Source organism: Pseudomonas sp. EA_65y_Pfl1_P113 (assembly GCF_963970525.1).
In the GTDB taxonomy this organism is placed as follows: domain Bacteria; phylum Pseudomonadota; class Gammaproteobacteria; order Pseudomonadales; family Pseudomonadaceae; genus Aquipseudomonas; species Aquipseudomonas tritici.
The window spans coordinates 1-14,567 of record NZ_CAXAQM010000060.1 but is presented as its reverse complement, the minus strand read 5'-3'; the positions used below and the strand labels follow the sequence as shown (position 1 = coordinate 14,567).

At 53.0% G+C, this 14,567-nt stretch carries 13 protein-coding genes and 5 pseudogenes; 16 read left to right on the top strand and 2 right to left on the bottom strand.

Annotation, left to right across the window (positions count from 1 at the left end; genetic code table 11):
- The 7 genes and pseudogenes from AACY52_RS27830 to AACY52_RS27805 all read left to right on the top strand — a co-directional run.
- Nucleotides 1–338 (top strand): transposase (locus tag AACY52_RS27830; RefSeq protein WP_339421283.1); only part of this gene is annotated, 338 nt, incomplete at its 5' end.
- A 438-nt stretch (nucleotides 339–776) separates the two neighbouring features.
- Nucleotides 777–980, top strand: coding sequence for a co-regulatory protein PtrA N-terminal domain-containing protein (locus AACY52_RS32400; RefSeq protein ID WP_370467933.1), 204 nt, complete (start codon nucleotides 777–779; stop codon nucleotides 978–980).
- 147 nt (nucleotides 981–1,127) lie between these two features.
- Complete coding sequence (locus AACY52_RS27825) at nucleotides 1,128–2,876, top strand: copper resistance system multicopper oxidase (protein ID WP_339561025.1); 1,749 nt, start codon at nucleotides 1,128–1,130, stop codon at nucleotides 2,874–2,876.
- Between the two features lie 10 nt (nucleotides 2,877–2,886).
- Entirely contained in the window at nucleotides 2,887–3,786 is a 900-nt protein-coding gene (locus tag AACY52_RS27820; protein WP_370468057.1) for a copper resistance protein B, read from the top strand.
- A gap of 71 nt (nucleotides 3,787–3,857) precedes the next feature.
- Complete coding sequence (gene copC / locus AACY52_RS27815; protein WP_339561024.1) at nucleotides 3,858–4,241, top strand: copper homeostasis periplasmic binding protein CopC; 384 nt, start codon at nucleotides 3,858–3,860, stop codon at nucleotides 4,239–4,241.
- 3 nt (nucleotides 4,242–4,244) lie between these two features.
- Nucleotides 4,245–5,179, top strand: a pseudogene (gene copD / locus AACY52_RS27810) (copper homeostasis membrane protein CopD).
- A gap of 151 nt (nucleotides 5,180–5,330) precedes the next feature.
- Nucleotides 5,331–5,447: pseudogene (locus AACY52_RS27805) on the top strand (DedA family protein); the annotation flags it as partial.
- A gap of 321 nt (nucleotides 5,448–5,768) precedes the next feature.
- Here AACY52_RS27805 and AACY52_RS27800 read toward each other — a convergent pair.
- Nucleotides 5,769–8,114, bottom strand: a complete 2,346-nt coding sequence (locus AACY52_RS27800) for a heavy metal translocating P-type ATPase (protein WP_339421289.1) — start codon at nucleotides 8,112–8,114, stop codon at nucleotides 5,769–5,771.
- Between the two features lie 237 nt (nucleotides 8,115–8,351).
- Complete coding sequence (locus AACY52_RS27795) at nucleotides 8,352–8,603, bottom strand: heavy-metal-associated domain-containing protein (protein WP_339421291.1); 252 nt, start codon at nucleotides 8,601–8,603, stop codon at nucleotides 8,352–8,354.
- Between the two features lie 448 nt (nucleotides 8,604–9,051).
- Here AACY52_RS27795 and AACY52_RS27790 point away from each other — a divergent pair, with 448 nt between their 5' ends.
- The 9 genes and pseudogenes from AACY52_RS27790 to AACY52_RS27750 form a co-directional block, all read left to right on the top strand.
- Nucleotides 9,052–9,735 carry a heavy metal response regulator transcription factor gene (locus AACY52_RS27790; protein WP_339421293.1) on the top strand — a complete coding sequence of 228 codons (684 nt, stop codon included), beginning with the start codon at nucleotides 9,052–9,054 and terminating at the stop codon, nucleotides 9,733–9,735.
- Nucleotides 9,732–10,535 (top strand): annotated as a pseudogene (locus AACY52_RS27785) (HAMP domain-containing protein); the annotation flags it as partial. The gene AACY52_RS27790 and the pseudogene AACY52_RS27785, both read left to right, overlap by 4 nt.
- A 372-nt stretch (nucleotides 10,536–10,907) precedes the next feature.
- Entirely contained in the window at nucleotides 10,908–11,300 is a 393-nt protein-coding gene (locus tag AACY52_RS27780; protein ID WP_339421295.1) for a hypothetical protein, read from the top strand.
- Between the two features lie 27 nt (nucleotides 11,301–11,327).
- A complete protein-coding gene (locus tag AACY52_RS27775) occupies nucleotides 11,328–11,618 on the top strand; it encodes a hypothetical protein (RefSeq protein WP_339421297.1) in 291 nt (96 codons plus the stop codon).
- A gap of 45 nt (nucleotides 11,619–11,663) precedes the next feature.
- Nucleotides 11,664–12,032 (top strand): hypothetical protein, encoded by a 369-nt coding sequence (locus AACY52_RS27770; RefSeq protein ID WP_027606810.1) that lies wholly within the window; start codon nucleotides 11,664–11,666, stop codon nucleotides 12,030–12,032.
- Between the two features lie 7 nt (nucleotides 12,033–12,039).
- Nucleotides 12,040–12,495 (top strand): annotated as a pseudogene (locus AACY52_RS27765) (hypothetical protein); the annotation flags it as partial.
- A gap of 532 nt (nucleotides 12,496–13,027) precedes the next feature.
- Nucleotides 13,028–13,393 carry a hypothetical protein gene (locus AACY52_RS27760; RefSeq protein ID WP_339421300.1) on the top strand — a complete coding sequence of 122 codons (366 nt, stop codon included), beginning with the start codon at nucleotides 13,028–13,030 and terminating at the stop codon, nucleotides 13,391–13,393.
- 133 nt (nucleotides 13,394–13,526) lie between these two features.
- Nucleotides 13,527–14,174, top strand: coding sequence for a hypothetical protein (locus tag AACY52_RS27755; protein ID WP_339421302.1), 648 nt, complete (start codon nucleotides 13,527–13,529; stop codon nucleotides 14,172–14,174).
- A 252-nt stretch (nucleotides 14,175–14,426) separates the two neighbouring features.
- A pseudogene (locus AACY52_RS27750) lies at nucleotides 14,427–14,567 on the top strand (IS630 family transposase); the annotation flags it as partial.

Genomic DNA, 14,567 nt, shown 5'->3' with positions numbered 1-14,567 from the left:
CGAAAAGCACCTTGGGTAAAGCAGTCAACTACCTGGCGAACAACTGGAGTCGGTTGGAGCGTTATGTGGAAACCGGGTTTTTACCCATAGACAATAACAAGGCCGAGCGCGCAATAAAGCCGTTTGTCATAGGGCGCAAGGCATGGCTGTTCAGCGATACGCCCAAAGGCGCCACCGCCAGTGCGCAGATCTATAGCTTGGTCGAGACCGCCAAGGTCAACGGCCAGGAGCCCTATACGTGGCTGCGCCACGTACTGGAGCGGCTACCTAAGGCTTCGTCGCTTGAAGATTATGAAGCCTTGCTGCCGTGGAACTGCTCGCCAGAAATGCCACGGTAAACTGTTGACCCAGTGTTGGGTAGGTGGGGTTTATGGATCGCTTACCATTCCACGAGCATCCGGACACCGATTCCACGGCCATCCGGACACTTTCAGGCAGGCAGCAACGCAGGGTTATTCACTACCATCGACCTGTTTTTTCGAAGCGAAGAGGTCGTTGGGAAATTGCATCTCACTTGACCACCCAATTGCATCGTCACTGACCAGTCAATTGCATCCGTAGTGACCACCCCTTTGCATTCGAACTGACCACTTTCTCGTTGAGCCACGCGGCTAATTCTTTACTGCTATTGCCTTGTGGGGATCGCAAAAGCTTTCAAAACTGTAATTCCCACCTCAGCATTCTGAAAGCCTGGGTTCTCAAATATCCTCCCTGAGCAAACCGCTCATCCCCTTCTTCCTCGGGGTAGATGCAGGAAACCCACTTGGGCTTAAAAAATGAAAGTGACTAATGTCTTGATATTGATCAGCAGCTTGACTCTTACCTCTTTCGCTTTCGCAGAAGGGGGCGGCGACCGCACCTTTGATCGGATGGAGAAAGCGCGCGCGGTTGCAATGGCTGCCCACGAAGCATCCACTGCGTCGACTGTGGACAGGGACGCGGCGCAGCAAGAAACCAAAGTCCAGAAGCCCCACTGCTGAGCAGCCAAACTTACTGAATTGTAATCACCCTGTTGGCTGCCTTATGGCATCTTTCGCTCAACCGCACGTGTGGCAGCTGACACGGTTTTGTGTCTAGGCACCGCGTCACGCCTCTGCTCCTATTCGACCGAAGAGATTCAAACCGGTATGCATTCCAAAACTTCTAGGCGCACCTTCGTTAAAGGTTTGACCGCGGCCGGATTACTCAGCGGATTAGGGCTCTGGCGCACCCCTGTTTGGGCGATTACCAGCCCAGGCCAACCCAGTGTCCTGTCGGGTACAGAGTTTGACCTTTTCATTGGCGAGAGCCAGGTGAATATCACCGGCAATCCCCGCACCGCGATGACCATAAATGGAGGAATTCCCGGGCCTCTGCTGCGCTGGCGTGAAGGCGATACCGTCACATTGCGGGTGAAGAATCGCCTGACGGACACAACCTCCATTCATTGGCACGGAATCATCCTTCCAGCAAACATGGATGGCGTTCCTGGGTTAAGTTTTCACGGGATCGAGCCTGATGGGATGTACGTCTACACGTTCAAGGTTAAACAGAACGGAACGTACTGGTACCACAGCCATTCCGGCTTTCAAGAACAGGTAGGAGTCTATGGTCCATTGGTCATCGACGCCAAAGAGCCGGAGCCCTTCAAATATGATCGCGATTATGTAGTGATGCTGACCGACTGGACGGACGAAGATCCCTCCTCGTTGATGAACAAGCTCAAAAAGCAGTCGGATTACTACAACTACAACAAGCGTACCGTTGGGGACTTCATTCACGACGTCAATGAGAAAGGTTGGTCGGCGACCGTTGATGATCGGAAGATGTGGGCTGAAATGAAGATGAATCCCACCGACATCGCCGACGTCAGCGGTGCCACCTATACCTACTTGATGAACGGTCAGGCACCGAACATGAACTGGACGGGAATATTTCGTTCAGGCGAAAAAATCCGAATGCGCTTCATAAACGGATCGGCGATGACGTATTTCGACGTCCGTATTCCTGGTTTGAACATGACTGTCGTGGCCTCCGATGGCCAGCACGTTAAACCGGTAAGCGTTGATGAATTCCGGATTGCTACCGCCGAGACCTTTGATGTCATCGTTGAACCTACTCAAGAGGCCTACACGATTTTTGCCCAGTCTATGGACAGAACCGGGTATGCAAGCGGAACGCTGGCGATGCGAGCCGGCTTGGTAGCCGCAGCTCCGCCTTTAGATCCTCGGCCTCTGGTGACCATGGCTGATATGGGGATGGCAGGGATGGATCACGGCGGAATGGACGGTGGTGAAATGAAAGGCATGGATAACATGTCGGGCTTGGATCACAGCAAGATGTCCATGGACAACATGCCGGGGATGGGAGAAATGCAATCTCACCCCACGACCGAGGACAACAATCCGCTGGTGGATATGCAGGCGATGGGAACATCGCCAAAGTTGAACGACCCAGGCATGGGCCTTCGAGATAACGGCCGCAAAGTACTGACCTACGCTGACCTCAAAAGCACTTTTGAAGATCCTGATGGACGCGAACCTAGCCGTACCATCGAGCTTCACCTCACTGGACACATGGAAAAATTTTCCTGGGCGTTCAACGGGGTCAAGTTTTCTGATGCCGAGCCTCTGCGTTTGAAGTACGGCGAAAGGGTTCGCGTCGTGCTCGTCAACGACACAATGATGACTCATCCGATACATCTGCACGGCATGTGGAGTGATCTTGAAGACGATAACGGCAATTTCATGGTGCGTAAGCACACCATCGATATGCCGCCAGGCTCTAAACGCAGTTATCGAGTGACCGCAGATGCACTGGGACGTTGGGCGTACCACTGCCATCTCCTGTATCACATGGAAATGGGGATGTTCCGTGAAGTTCGTGTGGAAGAGTGAGGAATCGACAATGAGCAATATTTTTCGCGCTGCCCACATGTACGCAACAGTGGTGGTTGCTGGCTTATCCCTTACCTCTACCACATGGGCATTGGCGGATTCCAGTGGCATGCAGAGCATGGATCAAGGCCTGATGCAGGGTATGGATCACAGCCAAATGCAGGGCATGGATTCCCCAAAGCAGGTTGTACCGACCCAAAGTCGCACGCCGATCCCCGTGCTGACAGATGCTGATAGGGCTGCTGTTTACAATGCTCCGGGTGGACATGCAGTTCATGACAGTGCCATTAACTCGTTTTTTCTCATCGACCAGTTGGAGTGGCAGGACGCGGATACGGGCAGCGTCTTTAATTGGGATGCAAAAGGTTGGATAGGCGGCGATATCGATCGGCTTTGGTTACGTACCGACGGTGAGCGAACCAACGGCAAGACTGAAAAAGCAGAGGTGCAAGCGTTATGGGGGCACGCTATCAGCCCTTGGTGGGATCTAGTTGGCGGCGTCCGTCAGGATTTCAAGCCAAGTGCCCCGGAAACCTGGGCTGCATTCGGCATCCAGGGTTTAGCGCTCTACAACTTGGACGTTGAAGCGACAGCTTTTCTGGGCGAAGGCGGACAAACAGCTGCACGCCTTGAAGGTGACTATGACATCCTGCTAACTAACAAACTGATCCTTCAGCCCACTGCGGAACTTAACTTTTACGGCAAAGACGATGCGCAGCGTGGCATTGGTTCTGGGCTTTCGGAAAGTGAAGTGGGTTTAAGACTCCGATACGAAATTCGGCGCGAATTTGCACCCTACATAGGTGTGACGTGGAATCGCTCATACGGAAAAACCGCCGATTATGCTAGAGAGGAAGGCGAAGACCGCAGCGAAGCACGACTGGTGCTGGGTGTCCGCATGTGGTTTTGAGTCCCGTGTAAAACCTTGAAGTAAACCTACTAACCCTCAAACAAACAGCCTTGTGCTGTGAGGAGCCTTGCGTGTCTATTATTAAAAATACTGCTGTTGCCGTAGCACTTTCGACCGGACTGCTGATGAGTGCATGGGCCCAAGCTCATCCCAAACTATTGTCTTCTACACCGACTGAAGGTGAAAGCGGCGCTGCCCCGGCGAAAATCGAGCTGCACTTCTCCGAAAACCTAGTAACCCAGTTCTTCGGTGCCAAGCTGATAATGACGGACATGCCTGGCATGCCAAATTCACCGATGGGTGTAAAAGCGAATGTCGCGGGCGGGAGCGATCCTAAAACCATGATCATCACGCCGGCCTCCGGTCTAACTACCGGCAGTTACAAAGTGGAATGGCGTGCCGTGTCGTCTGACACCCACCCGATTACTGGCAATCTTACTTTTAAAGTGAAGTAGGCCATGGGTGACTCAATCAATGTTGCACTGCGCTTTGCCCTCTACACGGATCTGATGTTGCTGTTTGGTTTGCTACCTTCGGGCTCTATAGCTTACGTGGTCAGGAACGCAGATCGGGAGAGGTGCTGCATTTTGAGTCACTCCTGGTTGGCACAGCTGCGTTCGGTTTATTGATCTCTCTTGTCGGTATGGTGGTGCTCGCGCAGAGCATGAGCGGCGCCGCAGAATGGACGGGGCTACTGCCTCACATCGAAATGATGCTTGCTGAAACCGACGTCGGTTTGAGCTGGGTTATCCGGATGGTCGCACTGCTGGTGGTCATTTTGGCTGCAACTCAGAACAAGCGATGGCCAACGCAAAGCCTCTGGCTCGCATCTCTCGGTGGCGCCTCCGCCCTAGCATCGCTGGCATGGACCGGGCACGGGGCGATGGATGAAGGAAGTCGCCGAATCTGGCACTTTGGCGCGGATATCTTGCACCTACTTGCAGCAGGTGGTTGGATCGGTGCATTGGCCGCGTTTGGCTTGTTATTGAGGCTGAAAAAGCTGCAAGCAGAACACCTGGTGAAAGTTCTTGCCCGTGCGCTCACCGGCTTCGAGAAAGCGGGCGCGGTGATCGTCGCCATAATCGTGATCACCGGGGTGGTGAATTATTTGTTCATCGTTGGACCCAGTTTTGACGGAATGATCGGCAGCACCTACGGCCTATTACTGTTTTTCAAGTTGGCGTTGTTTGGGGGCATGCTGGGCCTTGCAGCACTCAATCGTTTCCATTTGAGTCCTTTTCTTGAGCGTTCTTTACAAGCGGGTGAATACACCACCGCCGCGAATTCCCTAAGACGGAGCATGGTTGTCGAATTCTCATCCGCCGTTGTGATTATTTGGTTGGTAGCTTGGCTGGGCACGCTGAGCCCAGAAATGGAAATGGCATTGGAATAGCTTGTGTAGAGAGGGTTATCGATGCGTTTAGGGCGTTGGCATCCAATTCCTTTGTACGCCTAGCACCCATCCGCTAAGCGTAACCAATCCTCTGCGTAGGTGTGCATGTGAGTATTCACGACTGGAATGGCTGGATTCGCAGGACGGCGTCGTGGTTGAGTTAACCAGCTATCTGGGCCTCTTCATGGCGGCGTTCGGCGCTGCCACGCTTCTTCCATTGCAATCTGAAGCAGTGTTAATCGGCATGCTGCTTTCGGAGCGCTATTCTGATTCCGCGCAAACCATGGGCTTTGCTGAGCTTTAGTCGATTAGACGTAAGTCACTCTTGTGTCAGCATCTGGTCAATTCCGCGACCTTGCTGTTGTGCGGTTGTGACAAGAACAGCCAAGGCCGTCAGTGTGGGTATCGACGTCGAATTGACCCACACGCTGAGGCGAGACTGAACTATCTCCAAACCTACGCTAATCCGGAACATACAATGATTCAGGAGGAGTCAGACTGGGTCAGTTAAATCTCGGCAACCGGGTCAATTCGGCCTCGGCACCTCACTCTGTAAGACTTGCCCTAACCTATAGGCGCCTCAGCCGAGTCAGTCCCGCTTGAGCGCGGTAAACCGAAGGCGTAATGCGTTGCCCATCACGGAGACCGAGCTCAGGCTCATCGCTAATGCGCCGATCATGGGGGACAAGAGCCAACCGGTGAAGGGGTACAGCACGCCAGCTGCCAAGGGTATGCCCAGTAGGTTATAGAGTAAGGCGAAAGTGAGGTTCTGCTTCATGTTGGCGACTGTACTCACTGAAAGCGCCCGTGCCGTCGCTATACCAAGCAGATCGCCCTTTACCAGAGTGAGCTGCGCGCTGTTCATCGCCACGTCGGTGCCCGTGCCCATGGCAATGCCGACGTTGGCCTTGGCCAGCGCTGGCGCGTCATTGATGCCGTCACCCGCCATCGCGACGATCCGGCCTTCCTGCTGGAGACGCTCCACCAGTTGCAATTTGTCAGCCGGCTTGACCTCGCCGTGGACCTCTTCAATACCCAAGCCTTTGCCCACGGCCTGCGCGGTAGTGAGGCCATCGCCGGTCGCCATGATGATGCGCAAGCCCGATTTGCGCAGCGAATCCAGAGCGTCTGCCGTTGTGGCCTTGACCGGATCGGAAACTGCAAGCAGCCCCGCCAGTTTGCCGTCCACGGCCAGATGCATGACGCTGTCTCCGTCTGCGCGCAGTTCCTGGGCCTGGCTTGCGACTGCCGACACATCTACGCCCAACTGTTCCATCAGCGTCTGATTACCAATAGCGAGGGACTTCCCGTCCACGACACCCTTCACGCCGATGCCCGAAGCTGAGTCGAATTGCTCGGCCTTTTTGAGCTCCAGCTTACGATCACGCGCAGCCTTGACGATGGCTGCGGCCAAGGGATGCTCGCTGCCCTGATCAAGGCTGGCTGCCAGGCTCAGCACCTCGTCGTCTTCAAAGCCATTGGCACCCAGAGCTCGTTTGAAGGCAGGCTTGCCTTCGGTCAGCGTGCCGGTCTTGTCAACGATCAACGTATCGATCTTGCAGAGGTTTTCGATGGCTGCGGCATCGCGAAATAGCACGCCCTGCGAGGCGCCACGCCCTGTGGCGACCATGATCGACATGGGGGTGGCCAGTCCCAGTGCGCAGGGGCAGGCAATGATCAACACCGTCACCGCATTGATCAGACCGTACACCCAACTGGGCTGCGGGCCGAAGATGCCCCACGCCAGGAACGTCAACAACGCGACCGCTACAACGCCATAGACAAAGTACGCAGAGACGGTATCCGCCATTCGTTGCATTGGCGCCTTCGAACGCTGCGCCTGCGCCACCATCTGAACAATCTGCGAGAGCACGGTCGTCGAGCCCACGTGTTCGGCACGCATCAGCAAAGCACCGCTAGTATTGAGTGTGGCTCCAATGAGTTTGTCACCCGAGCGTTTGCTGACGGGCAACGGTTCGCCAGTCAGCATCGATTCGTCGAGCGAGCTGCTCCCTTCTAGGACCTCACCATCGACCGGTACCTTCTCACCTGGACGTACGCGCAGTCTGTCGCCCTCGTTCACCTCTGTAAGCGGTATGTCTTCTTCGGAGCCGTCAGCGTTAACGCGGCGGGCGGTCTTGGGCGCTAAGCCAAGCAACGACTTGATCGCGGCCGAGGTCTTGGACCGAGCTTTGAGCTCAAGCAACTGGCCAAACAGGGTCAGCGAAATAATCACCACGGCGGCCTCAAAATAGACCGCCACGCGCCCCATCGAGATAAACGAGGGCGGGAAGACACCAGGCGCCAAAGTTGCCACAACGCTGTAGACAAAGGCTGCCCCGGTACCTAGGCTGATCAGCGTCCACATGTTGGGACTGCGCTGCACCACTGACTGCACGCCGCGTGCGAAGAACGGCCAACCGGCCCATATCACCACCGGCAGAGACAGGACCAACTCGACCCAGCTCTGCGTAGTCATATCGAACCAGCCAAGCTGATGGCCGGACATGGAGAGCGTCGCAACGATCACAGTCAGTGGCAGCGTCCACCAAAAGCGTCGGGTAAATGAGGCGAGTTCTGGATTTTCTTCATCATCAAGATCAGGTACAACCGGCTCCAGCGCCATGCCGCAAATGGGGCAGTCACCCGGATGGTCCTCATGGATTTGCGGGTGCATCGGACAGGTGTAAACCTTTGCCGCTTGGGATGGTGGCTCTTTCGATGAGACTTTCGCTTGCGTGGGAAGCCGGATGTATTTGCCGGGCTCGGCCTTGAACCTGGCCAAACAGTGCGCACTACAAAAGTAGAAACCTTTACCGTCATGCTCAGACTTGTGCGGCGACTGATCGGAGACCGTCATGCCGCAGACGGGGTCTTTGAGTGCAGGGCTCCCTGTCGAGGGTGCCTGATGCTGCTCGTCGTGGTTTCTGCTCATTTTAGGGTCCATGCTTTAAACTCGCTCAGTTTGGCTAACGAGTTGTGTTTGTGTGGTGAACACGTAGTCGGGGTGTTCGCCTTGGCTATGAGGTTTTTCGACTGCATGTGCAGCACAAATAAGACGGCGTCGAGGGCTAGGACTACTACCCATCCAATAAGTCGGACTGAACTACTCGACGCCTCAACGGAGGTAATGGAGCGTGTGGGCTAGCTTGGAAGTCAGTCGATGCGTGCCTCAGGTGCCGCAGCAGCAACCCCCTTTCTTCTTGATCATCGCCGGGCTGGTAGTGGGGGCGATAGGCGAGTAGCCAGCCTGCACAATCGCGTCAGCTAGCTCAGGTGCTTCGACGCTTGCCGACTCAATCTGCACAAGATGCGATGGCAGATCTACTTGTACGCTCGCCGCTGGGTCCAAGGCCAGCACAACGTCGGTAATGATCCTCACGCAGTGTCCGCAGGTCATGTCTTGTACTTCAAAGGTGGTCATCATCCGTTCCTCTAGAAATCGTATTTGATCACACGACTTTCATCCTTGCCCTACGGGCAAGGTCAAGAAGAAATTTCCTTCACTCCTTCCCTTAAAAGGGCGAAAGGGCCCGTCGACAGCGAATTGACCTATTTCCGAGCTTTTGTTGGTTTAGTCTGAGTCCTCACAGGTCCTTGTCTGTGGTGAGGCCCAGGAAGCAAATTTACAAAAGCAATGATTCTCTACTAATGGTTGCTGGAGGTCGTAAAGCGACTGTTTCATGAACCTACACCTAGCTAAGCATTGACCGTCCCCAGTACGATGAGATTTAGGGAACAACCCATCTATGCCATTACCTTAGCCGCTGCTGCATTTCGGCGAGCTGTTGCCGGTATTACATTTCAGTAAGTTAGCACCCGGATTCTCATTTTCATCGCACACTAAGCTGCCGTCCCACTGGAAACCCAGCATGAAACTCTTGGTAGCAGAAGACGAACCCAAAACTGGCATGTACCTCCAACAGGGGCTTACGGAAGCTGGTTTCAGTGTTGATCGAGTCGTCACTGGCACTGAAGCGCTGTACCAAGCAATTGGGGAGGACTACGATCTGTTGATTCTCGACGTGATGATGCCAGGCATAGATGGGTGGGAGGTCATCCGAATGGTGCGGGCAGCCGGAAAAACATTCCCAGTGCTTTTCCTTACTGCTAGGGATGGCGTCGATGATCGGGTGAAAGGTCTGGAGCTGGGGGCTGACGATTACTTGGTAAAACCGTTCGCGTTCTCGGAGTTGCTTGCCCGAGTCAGAAGCTTGCTTCGTCGCGTAAACGGTTCTACTAACCTGACGACCATCAAAATTGGCGATTTGGAAGTCGACCTTTTAAAACGCAGAGCGATGCGATCAGGTAAGCGGATTGACCTCACCGCAAAGGAGTTTTCCCTATTGGAGCTCCTGATGCGGCGGCGTGGTGAAGTTTTACCAAAGTCACTGATTGCCTCGCAGGTATGGGACATGAACTTCGACAGTGATACCAATGTCATCGAGGTCGCCATCCGCAGGCTTAGGGCAAAAATCGATGATGACTTTGACACGAAACTAATCCAAACAACTCGCGGGATGGGCTACATGCTAGACGCCCCGGATGCTGAATGAAGCGCGCCTCTCTGACGCTCCGCTTGGGCCTCATGTTCGTATGCGCGGTAGTAGCAGTTTTAGTTGCGGCTGGTTTGAGCTTCAATGAACTCAGCCGACGTCACTTCAAAGCAATTGACCACCAGACGCTTATGGAGAAACTCGAATCCACAAGGCAAATCATGGAGGGCCAGTCCGGGTCAACTGATGCTGCGGAGGTAGAGCTTCAGTTACAAGCTCTGTTAGGAGCTCATCCTGAGCTTTCGGCCATCATTTCGGCAAACGACGGAACCTTGTTATTTGCCGCTCCGAAGACGACGTCGCTTCCTCAGATAGAAGAACCTCACACGAACCAAGACATATGGGAGTGGACCAGAGACGGACACATGTATCGCGGCATGACCGCACAGATACGTAGCGTTCACCAAGTCGATCCTGTAACCGTGTGGTTGATCCTGGACATCACCGGTCATATGCATTTTTTTGAAACGCTGCAATGGTGGTTTGTAATCGGCCTGGCCATCAGCGCGGTCATCAGCGCGGCGTTAGGTTGGGTGGTTGCCCGCAGTGGGTTGAAACCAGTGGCGCAGGTGACCCAAGTCGCAGCCGCAATGTCCGCACGGTCACTGAAAGATCGCATCCCGCTTGAGGATGTGCCACATGAGTTGGTGCAACTGGTCTCATCTTTCAATGCGATGCTTGCACGACTCGATGAATCATTCGTGCGGCTGTCCAATTTTTCCGCAGATAGTGCACATGAGCTGCGCACCCCCATCAGCAACTTACGCCCCCATACGGAGGTGATTCTAACCAAAAAGCGCGCACCGGAAATGGTCATGTCACATCACTTCAAAAAGGCGTCCGCCGAATTTCTCATCATCACTGGCAGCAACGGCGAATGCTCTTACTGGGTTGAAAAGGAAGAGGGTGCGGAACGTGTAGAAAGCTGCGGCGACTGGCATCCCAAGGAATGCCAATCACCCACGTCTCACGTTTACGTGATGACCGAGGCGGACGGTGTGAATCTGTATAGTCAGATATTGACAGGTGACGACTAGCGTCATCTTGAAGAAAACGGGTTGCTTCAGTCGTTTACCGACCAGATTTTGTCAGGCGCCGAGCCTCATGCGGTTCTATCAGGGCTGCGTGATCATGGACATCCGAGCGCTGTGTCAAGTTGAGGGAAAAATCAGATGAAGTCATGGATAGGCGCATTATTTGCACTTAGTTGGGCAGCAGGTGTATCAGCCGGATCTGATTACGGATGCACAATTGAGAGGGTGGTAGGTGCATCTGACGATGCCTATAGTCAGGCTTACGTGGGTAAGAAGTTCAACGTAGACCGACTGACGGGACTCATGGTCGGGGCCCTTAAGAACTCTTATGTAACCAATCCGCAGGTTATTGATCATGGCTCATCGAAAAACAGCTTCAAGGTGGTCACGACTATGCGAAAAGACCAAGGTGTTGGAGCTGGTTCAAACATTTATGCCCTGACGATTAACGAATATCAAAACGGCGCAAGGAAGCCTTTCATTTTTTTAAATAACGACCAAGCATATATAGGCTGGTGTGAACATCTTTGAAGTCGCGGTAAGTCACAGGAAAAAATGATGAAAGGCAACGAGTTACCAATCGAAATCTCTTGCGAGGTCGACCTTACGCTGACCTATGGTGTCGCCCCTGGTCTCGGCCGTCAGGCGAAATACTCGGCCCAGCCGATGTTGATCTGTCGAGAGTTAGGAAAAAAAACGAGCGTTCAGGTAGCTAATTTAGGTGTGGACTTGCTGAAGTCGCCTTCTATCAGTCATGCGAATTTAGTTTTACCCGACGGGACATCGCTGTCTGGAGCGGTAACGAAAATCAGACCCTGCGGCACCTACTTTGAGATGATTGAGGGTTAGGGTGTGAGTGGTGAAGGTCAACGTCCAGATACGTAGGAAATTCCGATGAAATACAAAATATTAGCTTCGTTGATGGCTGTGAGCCTGAACACCGTAGCGGCTCAGAAAAGCTTTGAGCTGCAGAGTTGTGATGTAGAAAGCCAGCGTGCAGTGGTTGGTGAAACTGGCGGTAAGATCAGTGACACCAGACAAGCCCACATATCAGTGAGAGCAAACGTTCTGAGTGCTGATATCAGCACAACGCGAAAAGCGCGCAAGCTTACCCAGGTTGAAGCTGAACGTATGCTCAACCGTGTTGAAGCGATCCGGGACCAAACCAATCAATTCGTCGAGCAGCAGGGTTTCTTGAGCGCGGCAGAGAAAGCTAGCTTTGACCGCGAATTCGATGCTATTGCGATGCGGCTGTGTAAGTAGGAAAAGAACCCAATGGCAAGGTGAAAACGGCTACCACCACCGACATAAGGTCTGCGCGATCGCGGAAGGGCTAAAACTGGCAGAAAAAACCCTATTCGTAGATACCGACACGCTGTTCCTGGATTCCCCCCACCGTATATTCGGACGGATTGATCAAGGACGGTATGTGATGGACCGCTTTGAATACGACTGGAGCTATGTCTGCGAACGTCCAGGCTATGTAAAGCGCGGTCAGCGGCTAGAAGCTTACGGCATCTCGGCCAGCAATAGTTTCAAGCTGTACAACAGTGGTCTGTGTGGTCTCAATGACAGCGATACGCCGCTGCTCGAAGAGTCGACTCGACTGATCGACGAGTTGACTCAAGGATCATTCGATATCCATACTATCGAGTAAATCGCCCTATCATTCGCGATGCGCAACAAGCCAATTCAGGAAGCGAAAAACTTATTTTATCACCTGTTTTGTGTTTAGTGACTCGGGTGTGGATTTGTCATACCAGCAGACCCAGAGCTCAAAGCTTTGGACACCGATCATGATAAATCCGAACGCTGCACTATGGTTGGTTCCCTGTGCGGGACGCTGTCGAGAATGACTGATGCACTAGAAAACTCATCCATACAAGGAAGCACATGAATGCGAGCTATTCGAGTACACACGATCACGTTTGATGTAAACGATACACCCGATGATCGTATTGTGGACTGGAAGCTGAAACTGCCAGAAACATTCGAGAAGAAGATGCGCAACGTATCGGCTATGTGTTTGTCTGCTCGGAGGTTCGGAGAGCTTTTTAAATGCAATACAAAAAATCCAACCTTCGGTGGGCTTTCTATGCTTATGTTGCCGGAAAGGGATTCCATGTCACACCGAAGCCGTTTAAACAATAGCTCTCATGTGCTATATCTCCACAAAGTAATTCATGCATAATACTGAAGGGTGTAACATACCATGCATGAAGCTCCGACTTTAATGACCTATCTAGCGGATTCCAAAGATGATCTTGAATAAAATCTTTTTCCAACTGTTCGCAGCAGGTGCGGTGGCATCTTTGATTCAGGGATGCGGCATCATTGCCTCAAAGACGGTTAGAGATAGCAGCCTTCAGGAGAAAGCCGCCGTCACGCTCAACACGACATCTGAGAAAGTCAGGGTTTTCGATAAGCACGGTGAGCTGGACTCGGTGAAGTTCAAAGCTCAAACAAGCAAAGGCATCTATAACTGTTATTACACATCGCTGGTCGTGCTGGACTCCGACACGCTGTGTTCAGGGCCCGTAGATGGTGCAAGAAAGCAGGCTTCATCCGAGGCGGAACCCCCTGCCAGTTGCAATGCATTGTTAAAAGCCACAGGGCGCTGCTGAAATGAGGCCGCAACCGCCTAACCTCTAATTGCTCTCTGGCTTGGCGGTCTTCGGACTGGTAAGCGGTTGCGTTCCATTGCCGCCCTCGCCTTATGCACCTGACAGCAGTTCGCAGACCGCTGCGGCAGGTTTTATGTCACCTATTGACGCCGCGAAAGAGCGCCGCCAACGGCATGACGAAATGTTTGCGCGATTCAAGGCATCGGGCAAGACCATACTTCTAATCCCTACTGCCAGCTTGGATAGTCTGAATCTTAATTTTGACGATAATGATGCAAAAGCAAACTTTTTAAGGCTTCGCTCGGGAGTCACTGAGTGGATTAATAAATCCCGTCCGTATTCAAAGATCATGATCGGTTATGATATCGCCAACGATACTGACTCAGATAATCCGCAAAATTATTACTTTCAGCTAGTTTTCGGACGAACGCTGTATAAAATTTATCTCGTCGACCCAGGCCATTACACTATCAGCGGTGTCAGTTACAACTTGCCGCGCACAGCCGCTTTCGAACCCCCTGGTGGACGCAACATAAAGCCTTCACCCTTGGGGTATGCCATGCTAAAGGCATTGACGTTCGATGAGTTTGAAAGAGGCCAGAAATGGGAAGACGCCAGCTATCGCAATGAAACCGTCAAGAGGATTACTGCACCTCTGTACGCGTCGTCAACAATGAGTGCACGAGTTGGGGTAAAACATCTTATGACGTCAAGCGACAGACTTCTGCAGGCGGCTGGACCCCGAGCATTCAGCAGAGAACTGTCGAAGACCGTAGCGTAAAGGCTAACCTGAACAAGACATTCGCAAGCTTCGATGTTGCGCCAGGTGAGGTCGTTGTCATTGATGGTTTCTTCGCAGACCCTCCCGCAACCAGCTTGATGGATAAAAGCTGTAAACAGGCAGATCAGGAGCAGATGCGCTGCGAACTCAAGCAGATTTCTCTGGTTCGTATACTAGTGGCCTGAGCGGTTAATTCATTTATCTACTGGTAACGATATACTGTGCGTCCAATGTCATGGATTGGATATGCGCATGGCCCGGCCGACATCCCCTTTCGCTTTAACGCCTTCTGATCTCATCGCCCTGCAAGGTTGGTTGCGTATGAGTACGCTGGAACAGAGCCTCGCCCAGCGAGCGCGCATCCTGCTTCTACTGGCTGATGGATTGACGCCC

Coding starts and splice junctions, on each gene's coding strand:
- AACY52_RS32400 (WP_370467933.1), top strand. CDS start 777: ATGAAAGTGACTAATGTCTTGATATTGATCAGCAGCTTGACTCTTACC.
- AACY52_RS27825 (WP_339561025.1), top strand. CDS start 1,128: ATGCATTCCAAAACTTCTAGGCGCACCTTCGTTAAAGGTTTGACCGCG.
- AACY52_RS27820 (WP_370468057.1), top strand. CDS start 2,887: ATGAGCAATATTTTTCGCGCTGCCCACATGTACGCAACAGTGGTGGTT.
- AACY52_RS27800 (WP_339421289.1), bottom strand. CDS start 8,114: ATGAGCAGAAACCACGACGAGCAGCATCAGGCACCCTCGACAGGGAGC.
- AACY52_RS27795 (WP_339421291.1), bottom strand. CDS start 8,603: ATGACCACCTTTGAAGTACAAGACATGACCTGCGGACACTGCGTGAGG.
- AACY52_RS27790 (WP_339421293.1), top strand. CDS start 9,052: ATGAAACTCTTGGTAGCAGAAGACGAACCCAAAACTGGCATGTACCTC.
- AACY52_RS27780 (WP_339421295.1), top strand. CDS start 10,908: ATGAAGTCATGGATAGGCGCATTATTTGCACTTAGTTGGGCAGCAGGT.
- AACY52_RS27775 (WP_339421297.1), top strand. CDS start 11,328: ATGAAAGGCAACGAGTTACCAATCGAAATCTCTTGCGAGGTCGACCTT.
- AACY52_RS27770 (WP_027606810.1), top strand. CDS start 11,664: ATGAAATACAAAATATTAGCTTCGTTGATGGCTGTGAGCCTGAACACC.
- AACY52_RS27760 (WP_339421300.1), top strand. CDS start 13,028: ATGATCTTGAATAAAATCTTTTTCCAACTGTTCGCAGCAGGTGCGGTG.
- AACY52_RS27755 (WP_339421302.1), top strand. CDS start 13,527: ATGTCACCTATTGACGCCGCGAAAGAGCGCCGCCAACGGCATGACGAA.